This is a genomic window from Galactobacter caseinivorans, assembly GCF_003640665.1.
Taxonomy (GTDB): domain Bacteria; phylum Actinomycetota; class Actinomycetes; order Actinomycetales; family Micrococcaceae; genus Galactobacter; species Galactobacter caseinivorans.
Map to the genome: position 1 here is coordinate 55165 of NZ_QQXL01000007.1, position 17106 is coordinate 72270.

Genomic DNA, 17106 nt, shown 5'->3' on the forward strand with positions numbered 1-17106 from the left:
GTGATTCCTGCGACCTTGGCCGGTTGGATGTCACATCCTGGCCCGCGCTCTGGCACAATAGGACGGTACTCGGTTCGCTGACCTTCGGGTTGGCGTGTGCCGGACAGTAGGAAGTGGCCCCCTATCCCGCCTCGGCGGAGCATTCGGGGCAGCCTCCGCCCATACATATAGGAGTGACCACACAAGTGGCCGTTAAGATTCGCCTGAAGCGCTTCGGCAAGATGCGCGCCCCCCACTACCGCATCGTTGTCATGGACTCGCGCACCAAGCGCGATGGCCGTGCCATCGAGGAGATCGGTCTCTACAACCCGATGGAAGAGCCTTCTTTCATCAAGGTTGAGTCTGACCGCGCTCAGTACTGGCTCAGCGTCGGCGCCCAGCCGACCGAGCAGGTTGCCGCGATCCTGAAGATCACCGGTGACTGGCAGAAGTTCAAGGGCATCGATGGCCAGGAGGGCACCCTCAAGGTCAAGCAGCCCAAGGAGGCCTTCGTGGCCCCCACCAAGGGCTCGGTCATCCTGCCCGAGGCAGTGACCCCGAAGAAGGCCGCCGCCGATGAGGCGCCCGCTTCCGAGGAGTCCACCGAGGCCACCGAGGCCGAGTAAGGTGCTGGACGACGCGCTGGACCACCTCGTCCGGGGGATCGTTGATCACCCCGATGACGTCGACGTGAGCCGTAAGGCTGGGCGTCGTGGCGATGTCCTTGAGGTGCGAGTGCACCCCGAGGACCTCGGCCGGGTGATTGGCCGTCAGGGACGCACGGCGAAGGCCCTGCGGACCGTCGTGGATTCCCTTCCGGGTGGTCACGACATTCGAGTCGACGTTGTCGACACGGATCGACGCCGCTAGACGGCGCGAACATGAGATCGGCCCCGGGCCCGCAGCTGCGGGACCGGGGCCGATCTCGTCTGCTGGGGGCGCACGCCCGGTGGACACGGCAAGACACGTTGCACCCCTTGATCTGTTCCCTGAGGAGAATCCCTATGAAGTTGCAGGTGGCCCGCGTTGGCAAACCCCACGGCATCCGCGGCGAGTTGACGGTGCAGCTCTTCACCGATGATCCCGAGGCGCGCTTTGCCCCGGGCGCGGTGCTGGAGACGGAGCCCGCCACGGCCGGGCCGCTCACCGTGACCTCCGCACGCTGGAACAAGCAGATCCTGGTCGTGGGCTTTAGCGAGGTCAGGGACCGCAACCGCGCGGAGGAACTGCGCGGAACCACGCTCTTTGTCGAGACCTCTGAGGAAGAGGTGGAGGACGACAGCGAGGGATGGTACGAGCATGACCTGCAGGCGCTGAAGGCCAAGGTGGATGGCGAGACGATCGGCGAGGTCACAGCGTTGATCACCGGCACGGCCCAGGACCTTTTGGTGATCACGCGCACGGACGGCGCGGAGGTGCTGGTGCCTTTCGTTGAGGAGATTGTGCCGGAGGTGGACGTGGAGGCCGGGCACATCATCCTGACGCCACCGCCCGGCCTGCTTGACCTCTCAGACGCTGCGACGGAAACGGGCACCGACTCGGAAACGCAGGCCTGAGCATGCGCATCGACGTCTTCACGATCTTCCCGGAGTACTTCTCCGTCCTGGACATCTCACTGGTGGGCAAGGCGCGGGAGAAGGGGCTCATCGACGTCCACACTCACGATCTGCGCGACTTTGCCCACGACCGCCACCGCACGGTGGATGACACGCCCTACGGCGGCGGCGCGGGCATGGTGATGAAGGCCCAGCCGTGGGCTGAGGCGCTGTCTAGCGTGCTACCAGAAGGCGCGGATGAGATGCCGCACGCCAAGCGCCCGCTGCTGCTGGTTCCCTCACCGGCCGGGCAGGTGTTCAAGCAGGCCACGGCCCAGGAATGGAGCTCGCGTCAGCACCTGATCTTTGCCTGCGGCCGTTACGAGGGAATCGACGAGCGGGTGCTGGAGTGGGCCGCGGAGCGCGCCGATGTGGTCCCGTTCTCCCTGGGGGACTACGTCCTCAACGGCGGCGAGGTGGCGTCTCTTGCCATCATCGAGGCCGTGGGTCGCCTGATTCCGGGCATGGTGGGCAACCCCGCCTCGCTCGTGGAGGAGTCACACTCCGACGGCCTCCTGGAGTACCCGGTCTACACCAAGCCCTCCACCTGGGAGGGCCTCGAGGTCCCAGCGGTGCTGCTCTCCGGGGATCACGGCAAGGTGGATCGCCAGCGGCGCGACTGGCAGCTGGAGCGCACCTCTCAGCGCCGTCCCGACCTCATCGAGGCGCTAGAGGTCTCCGGGCTGGACAAGAAGGACAAGGCCACCCTGACTGGGCTGGGCTGGGCGTTGAACGCGGCGCAGCCGCGTCGTTCTCACTGAGTCCGCGCCGCCCGTCCCGCGCCCGCGCGCGGTGCCAAGCAGGCGGCGTCGGGCACATCTCTTGGCAGCCTGAGCCACGGCACGTGGGGACTGTGGCAGAATAGTTCTTTGTGCCCACCGGGCGCGTGACTGCCGCAGGGGTCACGCACCATCACGGTAGGGTCCGGAGCCGCGACCGTGGCTCCGGGAAGAGTGAGGGGCTTGGCCCCGAGCAAGAAATTGATCTGTTGGACTTGCGGCCCGGATCATGTTGGAGAGCAAGATGCATATTCTCGACTCCGTCGACGCAGCCAGCCTGCGTAACGACATCCCCGACTTCCGCGCGGGCGACTCCGTCAAGGTTCACGTCAACATCATCGAAGGCAAGAACTCCCGTGTTCAGGTCTTCCAGGGCTTCGTTGTGCGTCGCCAGGGTGGCGGCGTGCGCGAGACCTTCACCGTTCGCAAGGTCTCCTTCGGCGTCGGCGTGGAGCGTACCTTCCCGGTGCACTCCCCGGTGCTGGACAAGATCGAGCTGGTTTCCCGCGGTGCAGTCCGTCGCGCCAAGCTCTACTACATGCGTGATCGCCACGGCAAGGCCGCCAAGATCCGCGAGAAGCGCGACTTCGCGGCGACCGCCAAGAAGAAGAAGGCCTGACCCACAACGTGACGGACCTCTTGGGCCGCTCTGCGGCCGGGGAGGTCGTCCCGGAAGGTGACAAGCCTTCGAGGCGCCGGTTCCGCATGACGCGGGGCCGGCGCCTCGTTCTTCTTCTCCTCGCGGTGCTTCTGCTCGCGACCGTCTTGATCCGCGCCTGCTGGCTGGATCTCTTTTACATCTCCTCCGGTTCCATGGAGCCCACCGTTGTTCCAGGCGAACGGATCCTGGTTGACCGCACCGTGAGCCCGGCGCAGCTTCAGCGAGGAGACGTGATCGTCTTTGACGGGCGCGGATCCTTTGCGCCGTATGAGCCGGCCTCGGTGCTGGATGACGTACTGCGGACCTTGCATGTGCGCGGCGGCGAGAGCACCTACGTGAAGCGCGTCCTGGCGCTACCGGGGGAGACGATCGCCTGCTGTTCGCCGGCGGGGAAGGTCACCGTCAACGACCAGGAAGTGTCAGAGCCGTATCTCTTCCCCGGAGACGTCCCCAGTCTGACGCGCTTTGAGGCCACCGTCCCCCGGGGCAAGCTGTGGCTCATGGGCGATCACCGATCGGCGTCCTCAGATTCGCGATCCCTGATCGGTGCCCCCGGCGGGGGTATGGTGTCAGAGGATCGAGTTCTAGGACGAGTCAACGCCGTGGTGTGGCCGCTTGGTTCCATCCGCTCCATCCCATCGACAGGAGAGCAGTGAGCTTTAACGCCGCCCCACCCCCCGAGTTCGCCGCCGAGCAAAGCCGGCCGCGCCGCCGAGGGGGCCTGCTCAAGGAGCTGGTGATTGTCGCGATCGCGGCACTCGTGCTCTCCGTGGTGGTGAAGACCTTCTTCTTCAAGGCCTTTGTCATCCCTTCTCCCTCCATGGAAAACACCCTTCAGATCAGGGACCGCGTCTTTGTGAACCTGCTGGTTCCTGGCCCGTTCGCTCTGGATCGCGGCGACGTGGTGGTCTTCCAGGACGAGCAGTCCTGGCTGCAGGACGCGCCGGCCAGCGCCCCGCCAGGCCCCGTCGCTGACGCCCTCACCTTCCTGGGCCTGCGCCCGGATGACTCCACGCAGCACCTGGTGAAGCGCATCATCGGCATGCCCGGCGACACGGTGGAATGCGACGGCAACGGCGCCAAGATCAAGGTCAACGGCGTGGAAATCACGGAGACCTACCTGTACCCGAACAACGAGCCAAGCGTGGATGCGTTTAAGGCCGTGGTGCCCGAGGGCAAGATTTGGGTGATGGGTGATCACCGCGCTGCCAGCGCCGATTCCCGTGCGCATTTTGAGAAGCAGGGCGGCTTTGTGGACCTGGACGCCGTGGAGGGCCGCGCTGACGTGATCGCGTGGCCGCTCAACCGCATCGGTGGGGTAGAGACGCCGGAGGGCGCCTTTGACTCCGTGCCGGACCGGCCGGCAGCGCCGTATGACCCCCTGGAGCAGGAGCCTGCCGACCCCGGAGCCGTCGCGGAATGACGTTGGCCACCCCCACGCTTGACCTTGAACGCTCCCTGGTGATGCCGGGCGAGCTCCTCATGTGCGTGGACGAGGTGGGCAGGGGCGCGCTGGCCGGGCCGGTCAGCGTGGGCATGGTCGCCGTTGATCCGTTTGCCGAAGGTGTGCCAGAGGGCATTCACGACTCAAAGGATCTGAGCCCCGCGGCCCGCGAACGGTTGGATCCGCAGGTCCGCGCCTGGGTGGCCGCTGGTGCGGTGGGCCATGCCAGCCCCGCAGAGATTGACGCCTTCGGCATCGTTGCGGCCCTGCGCCTGGCCGGGCGGCGCGCCTGGACCAGTTGCGTCAAGGAACTCAATGCTTCCTCGCGGACGGTGCCGCTCACGGTGCTGCTGGACGGAAACCTGGACTGGCTCTCCCCGGTGGAACCGGACCTCTTTGCCGGGCCACAACCGGGCGACGACGAGGGGCTGGCTCAGATGGTCGCGCGCGTGCGGACGCAGGTCAAGGGAGACCGCGACTGCATCGGTGTGGGCGCGGCCTCCATCCTGGCTAAGGTGGAGCGCGACCGGATCATGCTGGTCCTGGCACAAGACTTTCCCCACTTTGGGTGGGATCGCAATAAGGGTTATGGGTCCGCGGGCCACCGCGCGGCCATCGTTGAGCACGGGCCAGGTGACCACCACCGGCGCTCGTGGAAGTTGCTGTGATGAGCGTTGCTTGCGCGGCAGGGCGGACGGCGCAGCCTGCGTCGATTCGACGTAGGGTGAAGGACATGCGGAGGATTCATGGGTGCTGAGGATCTCGAGAACTACGAGACCGAGATGGAGCTGCAGCTCTACCGCGAGTACAAGGACGTCGTGAACCTGTTCTCCTATGTGGTGGAGACGGAGCGGCGCTTTTACCTGGCCAATCACGTTGACCTGCAGGCACGCAGCTCAGACGGAGAGGTCTACTTTGACCTCACCATGCAGGACGCCTGGGTGTGGGACGTGTACCGCACGCAACGCTTCGTCAAAACCGTCCGCGTGATCACGTTCAAGGACGTGAACGTGGAGGAACTGGCCAAATCCGATCTGCTCAAGGATTCGCCGCTGGGGGACTAACGCTTGGGGGACTTCACCCCCTGACGGCCCGTCACATCCCGTGCTCATGGGCCACAGCCCAACAAACGTTTCTTGAGTGCGAAGCATGAGGTGACTTGCGGTGAGTGGACGTAGTTCAACGATGACGGACGGGGCCGCCGGCCCCACTCCTCTGGCGGCGGAGGGTCTCTCCTACGCTTATCCCACGCGTGCCGGTGACGTCCCCGTGTTGCGTGACGTGAGCGTCAACGTCGCCGCTGGTGAGTGGGTCGCGGTGATGGGTCCATCCGGATCCGGGAAGTCCACGTTGTTGCTGTGCGCCGCGGGGCTGCTGCGGGCACAGACCGGGAGCGTGACGCTGGATGGTACGGACGTACTGACCGCGTCGGAGAAGGATCTGACCGCCCTGCGCCGGGACCGAGTCGGGTTCATCTTCCAGGAGTTCAACCTGGTACCGGCACTGAGTTCTGAACAGAACGTGGGCCTGCCCGCGCGCTTTGGCGGCGAGCGGCGGCCCAAGCAGGAGGTGGCCGCCGTCCTGGAACGCGTGGGGCTGGGGCAGAAGCTGGGCTCGCGACCCGAGCAGCTTTCCGGGGGCCAACGTCAGCGCGTGGCGATCGCCCGGGCCCTGGTGTCCTCACCCGCCGTGGTTTTTGCGGACGAGCCGACCGGCTCCCTTGACGCCCGCTCCGGGGAACAGGTGCTCGGGCTGGTGCAGGACTTGGTGGATCAGGGCACCGCGGTGTTGATGGTCACGCATGATCCCCGGGTGGCGGCGCGGGCCCATCGGGTGGTGTGGCTGCTGGATGGCCAGCTGGTGGATGAGATGGCCGGCGGCAGCGCGGAGAGCATCGCGGCCCGCCTTGCCTCCTTGGAAGACGCCGTTTCATGAGCCGCGGGCTGGCCTTGGACATGCTGCGCGAGCACCGATGGTCCTACGTGGGGCTAGCCGTGGTGCTCTTTGCCTCCTCCGTCTTGGTGGGCAGCTCACTCACCCTCGTCCAGTCCGCGCAGGCGGGCCGGGTGGACCTGACTGGGCTGAGCGCAAATCAGAGCGCGGAGCTGCTTGGTCTGGCTGGCAGCGGGCGTTTCATCAGTGGGTTGATGGCGGGGCTTGGCGTCTTTGTTGCGGTGCTCCTGGTCTCCCAAACCATGAGTTTTGTGGTGGAGGGCCGTCGCCGCGAGCTGGCGCTGCTGCGATTGACAGGCGCCTCGCCACGGCAGGTCACGGGCATGGTTCTGCGTGAAAGCGTGATCCTTGGCCTGGTGTGCTCTGCGGTGGGGGCGCTCGCGTCGCTGCCGTTGGCCGGCCCCTACGCGGAGCTGCTGACCAAGCAGGATAACTGGCCGCCGGGGGTCCCCGTCGGCGTTCACCTCAGCGCACTCGTGTGGTGTGTGGTCCTCATGACCCTGGTGAGCGTGGTGGGTGCGTTCACCGCCGCCCGGCGCATCGGGCGCACCCCACCCATCGAGGCCGTCCAGAGCGTGAGCGCCGTGCCGCGTCTGATGCCCCCGATCCGGTGGGTGGTGGCCGGTCTTGGTGCCATCGCCGTCGTCGTCTTTCTGCTTCTGCCCCCGCAGAGCGTCAACTTTCAGCTCTCGACGGCAGCGGTGGGTGGCGGGGCGGTCCTGCTGGTCTCCGCCTTGGCACCCCTTGTGGTCCCGAGCATTGCGCGCCTGCTCGGCGGTGCCCTGACCGTGGTGGCTCCCGGCGCAGCGCTCGTGGCGCGGGAGCGCACGGTTCATGACGCCCGCCGTTCCGCGGCGCTGGCGACCCCCATCATCCTGCTCCTTGGGCTCGGTGCCGTCTTCGGGACCATCGCCCAGACCGGCCGCGCGGAGAGCGCACAGGGGCTGCGCGAAATCACCCATGCTCACGCGGTGGCAGAGCGTGGCTCGGAGCAGGCGCAGCCCTCCCAGGCGCCTGAGCACGATGGCATGAGCGGGACCAAGGAGCTGGCAGAGATCGGCGCCATCACGCGGATTCAGCGTGCGGGAGACTGGTCCTGGAATGAGCCTGCCATGGCGCCAGAGAGCTGGCTGAGCATCATGGGCATTGATCCGGCGACCTTCACTCACTTTGTCCCCGCCCAGGTGAAGCAGGGCAGTTTGGCGGACGTTCGGGGCAGGAACGTCGCGGCCATCTCCGGCACCGCAAACATCGGTGACTCGCTGCACTTGACGACTCCAAGGGGCACCGACCTGACCGTGAAGGTGGTCGCCACGGTGGAGTCCACGAGTTTTATCTACGGGAGCTTGCTCTTGGATCAGCGCGAGCTCAACCGCGACCCAGGCGCCACCATGGACACGTGGCTGGCGGAGCCCGCGGCCGGGGTCACGGATGAGCAACTCGTCGCCGCGCTGCGCCAGGCGGCGCCGGCGGTCCAGGTCATGACGGGCGAAGAATGGATTGAGCACTCCGTGAGCCAGAGCGTGGCCAAGCAACAGGCCGCCATCTTCACGATCATCGGCGGGGCCGCGCTTCTCGCCGTCTTCAGCCTGGCCCAGTCCACCTTGGCCTCCGTTCGTGAGCGTCGCCGCGAGCTTGAACTGCTGACGAGGATCGGTGCCAGGCGCCGCTCCGCTATGGCATCCATCGTCATCGAATCCGCGATCACGGCGGCGACGGCTGCGATCCTGGCGATCGCGGTCACGGTGCTGGTCTATGCCCGGATGAATACCGCACTCTTGGGGATGGGTTCAGCGATCTCCCCGATTGTCCCCGTCGGGATCCTGGCAGCGGTCCTGCTCATCTGTGTGCTCACCAGCACGGGGTCCTCCGCGGTGGGCGCCGCCTTGGCGCTGCCGGGTCCCAGGCTGAAGGCGGGGGCACGCACGGCATAGTTTGGCCGTCGCCACACGCCGCCGTCCCTCACCGATGCCGCTTCGGAGGGGGACGGCGGCGTGTTGTCCACAGCTGGCCGTAATCCCAGCGCGGTGATGTTCCTCCCGCGTCACCCTGGTGTGTGGGAGGTGGTGGCGATGGACGCCAAGGAGTTGGGCAGGGCTGGGGAGGATTTTGCCGCGGCGTGGTTTCAGGAGCGCGAGGGGGTGATCCTGGAGCGCAATTGGCGCACCCGCCAGGGTGAGCTGGACCTTTTAGTGCTCGACGCCGATGGGTCACTGGTGGCGGTAGAGGTCAAGACGCGCTCTGGGGACGGTTTTGGCCACCCGGCCGAGTCGGTGAGCCGGGACAAACTGATGCGGCTGCACCGCCTGCTGCGCGCTTACGCGGACGGCGAGGGCGGGTGCGAGTGGAGCTTTACCCCACGGCGCGTGGACGTCTTGGCCTTGGTGTGGCCGTCCGGGGCCGGCGGGCCCATCAGCGTGGAGCACTACCGCGGGGTGTCGGCATGAGCTTGGGAAACACCTCCTGCGTGGCCCTGGTGGGACTGAACGGGCATCGAGTGGACGTGCAGGCGGATCTAGGGGGTGGGCTGCCAGGGATGACTCTGCTCGGCCTTCCGGATGCCTCGCTGCAAGAGGCCAGGGACCGGGTGCGCTCCGCCGCACGGAACGCCGGCGTGCCGTTGAGCCCGCGCCGTCTCATCATCAATCTGGTGCCGGCGGCGCTGCCCAAGCGGGGCCCGTCCTTTGACCTGGCCATCCTGATCGCCGCTCTCGCGGCGGATTCAGTGCTGCGGGTGCCGCCCGGAGTGGTGTTCCTGGGGGAGCTCTCGCTGGATGGATCGCTGCGGCCGCTGGCCGGGATCCTGCCGAGCGTTCTCGCCGCTCAACGCCAGGGCTTCAGGCGTTGCGTTGTGCCTGCCGCCAACCTCGAGGAGGCCGGGTTGGTCCCGGGAGTAGAGGTGCGCGGTTACGAGCACGTGAGTGACCTGCTGCTGGAGCTGGGGGTGCCGCGGGAGAAGCTGAGGTGGCCACCGGTGCAGCCGCGTCGTGAGCCGGACAACGCCACGGGGGTGGACGCGGCGCGGGGCGACGGTGACCGGCTGGATGGCAAGGACCTGAGTGAGGTGGTGGGCCAACCGGTGGGACGTTACGCGCTGGAGGTGGCGGCCGCGGGCGGGCACCATGTGCTCCTCACGGGGCCGCCAGGGGCGGGCAAGACCATGCTGGCCGAGCGCCTGCCCGGGCTGCTTCCGCTGCTGGGAGACGAGGACTCCGTGGAGGCCACCTGCGTGCGTTCGCTGGGAGGCATTCCCGTGACGGGACTGGTGCGCCGGGCGCCCTTTGAGTCTCCCCATCACACGGTGAGCACCGCCGCACTCGTGGGCGGTGGAAGCGGTGTTCCGCGACCAGGGGCGGCATCGCTGGCCCATGCCGGCGTGCTGTTCCTCGATGAGGCCCCCGAGTTTGCCTCCCGCACCCTGGACGCGCTGCGTGAGCCGCTGGAGTCCGGCATGCTCACGCTGCACCGGGCTGCAGGTACCGCCCGATACCCCGCCCGCTTTCAGCTGGTCATGGCCGCAAACCCCTGCCCGTGCGGGAAGAGGAGCAGGGAGTGCGAATGCCCGGCGATAGTGCGCCGGCGCTACTGGGCCCGGCTCTCCGGTCCGCTGATGGACCGAGTGGACCTGCGCATCAACGTTCCGGAGGTGGAGGTAGCCGCCATGGTGCGCATGCAGGGCGGCGAGTCCTCCGCCCAGGTGCGGGAACGGGTGCAGGCTGCCCGTGCCCGCCAGGCCAGGCGCTGGGCCAAGCATGGTGTGGCCCTGAACGCCAGGATCCCCGGCGCGGTGCTGCGATCCGCGGAACTGGGACTCAAAGGAGCGGCACGGAGTCACCTGGAGACGGTGGCCAAGGAGTTGGCGCTTACCGGTCGGGGGGTGGACAGGGTGCTACGCATCGCGTGGACCCTGGCGGATCTGGGCGGCAAGGAACGTCCGGACGCCACCCATGTGCAGGGCGCCGCAGACTTGCGTGGGACACCGGCGGCTGCGGCATGAGCGCCCAGGAAGCCGGGCGGGAGCCAGTGGGCGGTGGCTCCGAGGAGCGCGTGGCCAGGGCCGGGTTGAGTCGCTGCGTTGAGCCGGGGGATCAGGCAGCACGGTGGGCCCTGGAGGCGCTCGGCGCCCCGCGGCTGTGGGAGCTGCTGAAGGGTTCGGCACCCACGGAACAGGAGCACAGTAATTTTGCCTCCGTGGCAGAACGGGAAATGGGGGTGGAACCGGATGGCCAGCTCTCGGAACGGCAGCAGACGGGCCGTGCGCTGTTGGCGGGGCTGCAACGCTGGCTTCCCCGTGCGGTAGACGCCTGGCCGGAGCAGGACATGGCCAACGCCTACCAGGTCAACGGCGGCTTCCTGATTCCCGAGGATCCCCACTGGCCCCGAGCCTTGAACGTCCTGGGTGATGCCGAGCCGCTGGGGCTGTGGTGGAGGGGACCGGGGTTGCCCGCCTGGGGAGCGGAGCCAAGCCTGTCCATCGTGGGCACCCGGGATCCCTCGCCCTACGGTGTGCACATCACCCGCCAATTCACGGGTCAGCTTGCTTCCCGTGGCCTGTGCATCGTGTCCGGAGGCGCCATCGGTGTGGACGTCCTGGCGCACGCCGCAGCGCTTGAGGCCCGGGATGATGGTTCCACGGACTGCGCCACCTTGGCCACGGTCTGCGTGCTGGCCGGGGGAGTGGACCGCCTCTACCCGTCCTCCAACGGCCGCCTGCTCAAGCACCTGGCCACCAAGCAGCTCATCCTCAGCGAGTACCCGCCCGGATCTCAACCCACCAGGTGGCGCTTCCTGGCCAGGAATCGGCTCATCGCAGCCCTCTCCTCCGGGACGCTGGTGATTGAGGGCCGGTGGCGCTCTGGATCGCTCTCCACGGCCCACCATGCTGCCGAACTGGGGCGGTGGGTCGGGGCCGTTCCTGGGCCCATCACGGCCAGCACCAGCGAGGGCCCACACCGGTTGATCCGTGAGGGCTCCGCGGAATTGGTCACCCGCGGCGAGGACGTGCTCGCCGCACTCGGATGGAACGTGCAAGGCACCCTGGACCTGGGGGAGCCGGAGTCGGAGCGCCGCCCAACGGACGGCCTCGACGAGATAGAGGCGCGGCTGTGGGAGAGCCTGCCGCTGAGCCGGGCCGTTGAGGTGAATAAGCTCTTGGGTGTGGCCGGGGTCGGTGCCATGGAGGGGCTCTCCGCCTTGCAACGCCTGCGCCGCAAGGGCATGGCGGAGCAACGGGAGGACGGGTCGTGGCGGCGCGGCTAGGCTGGAGGAATGCACACCGGGCAGCCGCAAACCGTGGAACACGTAGTGGAGGCGTTTGTGCGCCACCTGCGCCACGAGCGCGGCCGCAGCGAGAACACGGTGCGGGCCTATCGCCGGGACGTGGAGTCCCTACTTGGCTCCTTAGGCGCGGACTCGGAGACCACCACACAAGACGCCATGGGTGCCCTGGACCTCGCTGCCTTGCGAGGCTGGCTGGCTGGGGCCTCCGCCGCCGGAGCCGCCCCGACCACTCTGTCCCGCCACGCGGCCGCTGCCCGCACCTTCTGCGCATGGGCGCGCCGCGAAGAGCTGCTTTCGGTGGACCCCTCGGCCCGGTTGCGAGCACCCAAGCGGGAGAAGCATCTTCCGCCGGTCCTACGGCCCAGCCAGATGACTCGGCTCCTGACCCAGGATGCAGAGGCGGGGCAGGAGACTCCGGTGGAACTGCGGGACCACGCCGCCATGGAGCTGCTGTACGCCACCGGGATTCGCATCGGGGAACTGGTGGGCCTGGACATGGACGACGTGGACCAGGGGGCCCGCACCCTGCGCGTGCTCGGCAAGGGCAACAAGCAGCGGGTGGTGCCCTTTGGGGGGCCGGCGGCGCAGGCACTGGAAGGCTGGTTGCGGCGCGGACGCCCGGCCCTGCTCACCGAGCGCAGTGGGCCCGCGCTCCTCTTGGGGGCCAGGGGCGGCCGCTGGGACCAGCGCCAGGCCCGCGCCACCGTGGACGCCGCACTGGGCGCCCTGGGAGACACATCGGCCAGCGGCCCCCACGCGTTGCGCCATACCGCAGCAACGCACTTGCTTGATGGCGGTGCGGATCTGCGCAGCGTCCAGGAGCTCCTAGGCCATAGTTCCCTGGCCACCACGCAGCTCTATACCCACGTGTCCGTGGAACGTTTACGCGAGGGCTACCGGCGCGCTCATCCACGCGCCTAAAGGTGACGGGCGGTGGAACTCTGTGCGGAAATCCCGTGAATGCGTTTGTCAATCCTTCAAGCACCGTGCACAATGTCAGGAGGACATGACAATCTGACAGTTTGATCAAGCCGGCCGTTGGGGAAGACGTACCGACTAGATCTGGAGGAGCGCATGTCGATTCCGATGACGCGCGGAGCCTTGTACATACACTCGGCTCCCTCCGCGCTGTGCCCTCACATCGAGTGGGCTCTGAGCTCCGTGATCGAGCGGCACACCGACTTCACGTGGACGGCGCAGCCCGCCGCACCAGGAATGATGCGCGCCGAATTGGCCTGGGCCGGGGAACAGGGCACAGGTGCTCTGCTCACCTCCACCCTGCGCGGCTGGGCACACCTGCGCTACGAGGTCACCGAGGAGGCCTCCCGCGGCGTTGATGCCTCGCGTTGGTCCCACACCCCTGAACTGGGCATCTTCCACGGCACCACGGACGTGGCCGGCAACATCCTGGTCTCAGAGGATCGCATCCGCTACGCCTACGAGCAGGGCCAGGGCAACCCCGCAGCGCTGTACCACGAGCTCTCCATTGCCCTGGGCGAGGCCTGGGATGAGGAGCTGGAGCCGTTCCGTGCCGCAGCGGACGGTGCGCCGGTGCGCTGGCTGCACCACGTCGGCTAACACGTCGGCTTACACGCCCCAGCACAGAGAAGGAGCCGGTCCCTTGGGGGGCCGGCTCCTTCTCTGTTCACCGTGAGGTCACGGCTGGGATCAGTACGTGCGGAACGCCGCGACGGCGTTGTGCCCACCAAAGCCGAAGGAGTTGGACACGGCCACGCCGTCCTTGATGACGCGCGGGGTTCCGGTCACCACGTCAAGGTTCACCGCCGGGTCCTGGCGGTCCAGGTTGATGGTCACGGGAGCCTTGTGGTCCACCAGGGCCAGCACGGAGAACACGGCCTCCACGGCGCCGGCTCCACCCAGCAGGTGGCCGGTCTGGGACTTGGTCGCTGAGACGGCCACGTTGTCCATGTGATCGCCAAAGGCGATGCGCAGGGCAACGCTCTCCGGGATGTCTCCCACGGGGGTGGAGGTGGCGTGCGCGTTCACGTGCACCACGTCCTCAGCCGTGAAGCCGCCGTCCACCATGGTGGCCCGCAGCGCGCGCGTGGCACCCAGCCCCTCGGCGTCGGGCGCTGTGATGTGGAAGGCGTCCGAGGTGATCGCGGTGCCGGCCAACTCGGCGTAGATGCGCGCGCCGCGCGCCTTGGCGTGCTCCTCAGACTCCAGGATCAGCGTGCCTGCGCCCTCTCCCATGACGAAACCGTCACGGTCAAGGTCATACGGGCGCGACGCGGAGGCCGGGTCGTCGTTGCGGCGTGAAAGCGCCTGCATTGACGCAAAAGAGGCAATCGTAATGGGGTGAATGGCGGCCTCGCAGCCGCCGGCAATCACCACGTCGGCCTGCCCGGAGCGGATCATCTCCTGGCCAATGGCCAGTGCCTCGGTGCCAGAGGCGCAGGCGGAGACGGGGGTGCGGGCCGCAGCGCGGGCCTTGAACTCCAGGGAGAGCACGCCGGCGGAGGCGTTGGGCATGAGCATGGGCACCGTCATGGGCAGCACGCGGCGCGGGCCCTTCTCGCGCAACACATCCCAGGCGTCCAGCAGGGTGTTCACGCCGCCAATGCCGGTGGCGTAAGAGACGCCGAGCCGGTCGTGGTCAATCTCCGCCTGATCCAGTCCCGCGTCCTTCCATGCCTCACGGGAGGCAACAAGGGCGAACTGGGCAGAGGGGTCGTTGCGCTTGATTTCCGAGCGGCTGAGCACGTCAGCGGCCGGGACCGCGGTGCGCGCGGCAAAGGTGACGGGCAGATCCCACTTCTGGACCCAGTCCTCCGTCAGGGAGCGGGCGCCTGACGTGCCGACCAGGGCGTTGGCCCAGCTGGTCGGGACGTCGCCGCCAATGGGGGTGGTAGCACCCAGTCCGGTGATGACGACTGTCTTGGCCATGCGAGGTGTCCTAACGTGCGGGCTGTACCCCGGCCCGGGGTGTCCGGTGAGGGGAGCGGGGTGGGAGTCCGCGGCCGGGCGGGAGCGTGTGGCTCACCGCCCGGCCAGGGGTGTGGGGTCCGTGACCCCGGGGTGCTTAGGCCTGAGCCTTGGCGATGAAGGTGACGGCGTCGCCGACGGTCTTGAGGTTCTTGACCTCTTCGTCCGGGATCTTCACGTCAAACTTGCCCTCGGCCTCAACCACGATGGTCATCATGGAGATGGAGTCGATGTCGAGATCCTCGGTGAAGGACTTGTCCATCTGGACGTCCTCCACGGGCAGGTCGGTCTCTTCGTTCACAATCTCTGCCAGACCGGCGAGGATTTCTTCGTTCGTGGAAGCCATGGGCTTTCTCCTTCGGTGATGTGCCGGAGTCTCCGGCGATGAATCGGGGCGGGTGCGAACCGATTCGCGTTCTTGGGGGTGTTTCGTCCCTAGCCTAAAGGGCCGGGCCCGGCCTTCAGGGCAGGACCACGACCTGCGCGCCAAAGACGAGGCCGGCGCCAAAGCCAATCTGCAGGGCCAGCCCACCAGAAAGCTCGGGGTGCTCCTCCAGCGCGCGGTGCATGGCCAGGGGGATGGAGGCGGCTGAGGTATTGCCGGACTCCTTGATGTCCCGCGCCACGTAGACGTGCTCCGGCAAGCCCAGCTCCTTGACCATCTGGTCAATGATGCGCAGGTTGGCCTGGTGGGGCAGGAAGGCCACGAGGTCGCTCGGCTCAATGCCGGCGTCCTCCACGGCCTTGCGGGCCACCTTCGCCATCTCCCACACGGCCCAGCGGAACACGGTCTGGCCGTCCTGGCGCAGCGTGGGCCAGAGCTTGGCTTCCGTCTGTGCCACGGCGAGCATGGACGGGTCATCCTGGGCGCCTACCGCGATGTCTCGCAGGTCAAGCAGGGAGTGTGTCATGCCGATGGCGTCCCACTTGGCGCCGTTGGAGCCCCACTGGCTCTTGGAGATGCCGGGGGTGTCAGAGGGGCCAATCACCACCGCGCCGGCGCCGTCGCCCAACAGGAAGCTGATGGTGCGCTCGTGGTTGTCGATGATGTCGGAGAGCTTCTCCGCGCCGACCACGAGCACGTACTCTGCCGCGCCGGAGCGCACCAGCGCGTCCGCTTGGGCCACGCCGTAGCAGTAGCCGGCGCAGGCCGCGGAGATGTCAAAGGCGGGTGCCGGGGTCGCTCCGATGCGCTCGGCCAGCAGCGCGGCGGCGGACGGGGTCACGTAGGGGAAGGTCACCGTGGAGACGATGACGGCGCCCAGCTGGGAGGCCTGGATTCCGGCGCGCTCCACCGCCTCCCGGGCAGCGGCCTCTGCCATGTCGATGAGTTGCGTCTGCGCGTCTGCGCGGCGGCGTGATTCGATTCCGGTGCGCTGGCGAATCCATTCATCGGAGGAATCAATCCACTGGCACACGTCCTCGTTCGTGACGATCACGTCAGGACTGAAGTGGCCAACGGAGAGGATGCGCGAGTGCTCGCGCAGCGGGTTCTCATTCAGGGTGGGGCTCATGCAACGTTCTCCCTAGTGCTCAGGCGTGTTCTGCCACGAAGGCGCGAGCGTCCTCGAGCTGGTCCGGCGTCTTCAAGGCAAAGGTCTTGACGCCCTTCATTCCTCGCTTGGCGAGGCCGGCAAGGGTGCCCGACGGCGCGAGCTCCAGTAGCCCGGTCACGCCCAGTTCCAGCATGGTTTCCTCGCACAGGTCCCAGCGCACCGGTCGCGTCACCTGGGCCACCAGCGAGGTCAGGTTCGCCGCGCCGCTGGGCACCTGCGCCCCGTCGAAGTTACTCAGCAGGGTCGTGGACGGGTCCTGCGTGGGCAGGGCGCCCGCCAGTTGTGAAAGGGCGTCAACGGCCGGGCTCATGTATTCGGTGTGGAAGGCCCCGGCGACCTTGAGCGCAATGACGCGCGTCTTGGCCGGGGGATTCTCTGCGAAGGCCGCCAGCTGTTCCAGCGATCCCGCGGCCACAATCTGCCCGCCGCCGTTCTCATTGGCAGGGGTCAGTCCGGCCGCCACGATGGCCGCGCGGACCTCGTCCGGGTCCCCGCCGAGGACGGCGGACATGCCGGTCGGGACGGCCTGCGCTGCCTGTGCCATGCCGTTGGCGCGCACGGTCACGAAGTTCATGGCGTCTGCCTCAGAGAGGGCGCCGGTCAGCGCGGAGGCGGTGATCTCTCCCACGGAGTGCCCGGCCACCACGGCGCCGGCGGGGAGATTGTCGCCAAAGAGCGCGCGTGCGGTGAGCACGCCGGCGGCGACGATCAGTGGCTGGGCCACCGCGGTGTCCTTGATGGTGTCCTCATCCGCCGTGGTGCCGAGCTGCGTCAGGTCGCGACCCACAGCATCCGAGAGGCGCACCAGGTGGGCGGCGGTGGTGGGATCCTCAATCCAAGCGGAGAGGAAACCGGGAGTCTGGGAGCCCTGACCGGGGCAAACAATGGCAAGCACGTTCTCTACCTTCTCACC

At 67.7% G+C, this 17106-nt stretch carries 20 protein-coding genes; 16 read left to right on the forward strand and 4 right to left on the reverse strand.

Going from position 1 to position 17106, the window contains the following annotated elements; all coding sequences use genetic code 11:
- Positions 1–185 precede the first annotated feature (185 nt).
- The 16 genes from rpsP (at position 186) to DWQ67_RS11510 (ending at position 13269) form a co-directional block, all read left to right on the forward strand.
- Positions 186–605 (forward strand): 30S ribosomal protein S16, encoded by a 420-nt coding sequence (rpsP, locus tag DWQ67_RS11435; RefSeq protein ID WP_121485753.1) that lies wholly within the window; start codon positions 186–188, stop codon positions 603–605.
- Position 606: 1 nt separating this feature from the next.
- Positions 607–849 carry an RNA-binding protein gene (locus tag DWQ67_RS11440; RefSeq protein ID WP_121485754.1) on the forward strand — a complete coding sequence of 81 codons (243 nt, stop codon included), beginning with the start codon at positions 607–609 and terminating at the stop codon, positions 847–849.
- A gap of 134 nt (positions 850–983) precedes the next feature.
- Positions 984–1535 carry a ribosome maturation factor RimM gene (gene rimM / locus DWQ67_RS11445; RefSeq protein ID WP_121485755.1) on the forward strand — a complete coding sequence of 184 codons (552 nt, stop codon included), beginning with the start codon at positions 984–986 and terminating at the stop codon, positions 1533–1535.
- 2 nt (positions 1536–1537) lie between these two features.
- Positions 1538–2335: a tRNA (guanosine(37)-N1)-methyltransferase TrmD gene (gene trmD, locus DWQ67_RS11450; RefSeq protein ID WP_121485756.1), complete on the forward strand. Its 798-nt coding sequence runs from the start codon at positions 1538–1540 to the stop codon at positions 2333–2335.
- 262 nt (positions 2336–2597) lie between these two features.
- Positions 2598–2972, forward strand: coding sequence for a 50S ribosomal protein L19 (gene rplS, locus DWQ67_RS11455; protein WP_121485848.1), 375 nt, complete (start codon positions 2598–2600; stop codon positions 2970–2972).
- A 125-nt stretch (positions 2973–3097) separates the two neighbouring features.
- Positions 3098–3670: a signal peptidase I gene (lepB, locus tag DWQ67_RS11460; protein WP_158595447.1), complete on the forward strand. Its 573-nt coding sequence runs from the start codon at positions 3098–3100 to the stop codon at positions 3668–3670.
- The gene (gene lepB / locus DWQ67_RS11465; RefSeq protein WP_121485758.1) at positions 3667–4437 is read left to right on the forward strand and encodes a signal peptidase I; all 771 of its coding nucleotides are present in this window, start codon (positions 3667–3669) and stop codon (positions 4435–4437) included. The genes lepB (DWQ67_RS11460) and lepB (DWQ67_RS11465) overlap by 4 nt, the downstream gene beginning before the upstream one ends.
- Complete coding sequence (locus DWQ67_RS11470) at positions 4434–5126, forward strand: ribonuclease HII (protein ID WP_121485759.1); 693 nt, start codon at positions 4434–4436, stop codon at positions 5124–5126. The genes lepB (DWQ67_RS11465) and DWQ67_RS11470 overlap by 4 nt, the downstream gene beginning before the upstream one ends.
- Before the next feature lie 78 nt (positions 5127–5204).
- Positions 5205–5522 carry a DUF2469 domain-containing protein gene (locus DWQ67_RS11475; protein ID WP_121485760.1) on the forward strand — a complete coding sequence of 106 codons (318 nt, stop codon included), beginning with the start codon at positions 5205–5207 and terminating at the stop codon, positions 5520–5522.
- A 100-nt stretch (positions 5523–5622) separates the two neighbouring features.
- Positions 5623–6393, forward strand: a complete 771-nt coding sequence (locus DWQ67_RS11480) for an ABC transporter ATP-binding protein (RefSeq protein WP_199712695.1) — start codon at positions 5623–5625, stop codon at positions 6391–6393.
- Positions 6390–8345 (forward strand): ABC transporter permease, encoded by a 1956-nt coding sequence (locus DWQ67_RS11485; RefSeq protein ID WP_121485762.1) that lies wholly within the window; start codon positions 6390–6392, stop codon positions 8343–8345. The genes DWQ67_RS11480 and DWQ67_RS11485 overlap by 4 nt, the downstream gene beginning before the upstream one ends.
- A gap of 60 nt (positions 8346–8405) precedes the next feature.
- Positions 8406–8858: a YraN family protein gene (locus tag DWQ67_RS11490; RefSeq protein ID WP_233556069.1), complete on the forward strand. Its 453-nt coding sequence runs from the start codon at positions 8406–8408 to the stop codon at positions 8856–8858.
- Entirely contained in the window at positions 8855–10408 is a 1554-nt protein-coding gene (locus DWQ67_RS11495; protein WP_121485764.1) for a YifB family Mg chelatase-like AAA ATPase, read from the forward strand. The genes DWQ67_RS11490 and DWQ67_RS11495 overlap by 4 nt, the downstream gene beginning before the upstream one ends.
- Positions 10405–11670: a DNA-processing protein DprA gene (dprA, locus tag DWQ67_RS11500; RefSeq protein WP_121485765.1), complete on the forward strand. Its 1266-nt coding sequence runs from the start codon at positions 10405–10407 to the stop codon at positions 11668–11670. Before DWQ67_RS11495 ends, dprA begins: the two co-directional genes overlap by 4 nt.
- A 9-nt stretch (positions 11671–11679) precedes the next feature.
- Positions 11680–12612: a tyrosine recombinase XerC gene (locus DWQ67_RS11505; RefSeq protein ID WP_121485766.1), complete on the forward strand. Its 933-nt coding sequence runs from the start codon at positions 11680–11682 to the stop codon at positions 12610–12612.
- A 153-nt stretch (positions 12613–12765) separates the two neighbouring features.
- On the forward strand, positions 12766–13269 hold the full coding sequence (locus DWQ67_RS11510; protein WP_121485767.1) for a DUF3145 domain-containing protein: 504 nt from the start codon (positions 12766–12768) through the stop codon (positions 13267–13269).
- 90 nt (positions 13270–13359) lie between these two features.
- Here the strand turns inward: DWQ67_RS11510 and fabF are convergent, their stop codons facing one another.
- The 4 genes from fabF to DWQ67_RS11530 form a co-directional block, all read right to left on the reverse strand.
- Positions 13360–14598, reverse strand: a complete 1239-nt coding sequence (fabF, locus tag DWQ67_RS11515) for a beta-ketoacyl-ACP synthase II (protein WP_121485768.1) — start codon at positions 14596–14598, stop codon at positions 13360–13362.
- A 136-nt stretch (positions 14599–14734) separates the two neighbouring features.
- Entirely contained in the window at positions 14735–14983 is a 249-nt protein-coding gene (locus DWQ67_RS11520) for an acyl carrier protein (protein ID WP_121485769.1), read from the reverse strand.
- Between the two features lie 115 nt (positions 14984–15098).
- Positions 15099–16151: a beta-ketoacyl-ACP synthase III gene (locus tag DWQ67_RS11525; RefSeq protein ID WP_121485770.1), complete on the reverse strand. Its 1053-nt coding sequence runs from the start codon at positions 16149–16151 to the stop codon at positions 15099–15101.
- A gap of 19 nt (positions 16152–16170) precedes the next feature.
- Positions 16171–17088, reverse strand: coding sequence for an ACP S-malonyltransferase (locus tag DWQ67_RS11530; protein ID WP_121485771.1), 918 nt, complete (start codon positions 17086–17088; stop codon positions 16171–16173).
- Positions 17089–17106 lie beyond the last annotated feature (18 nt).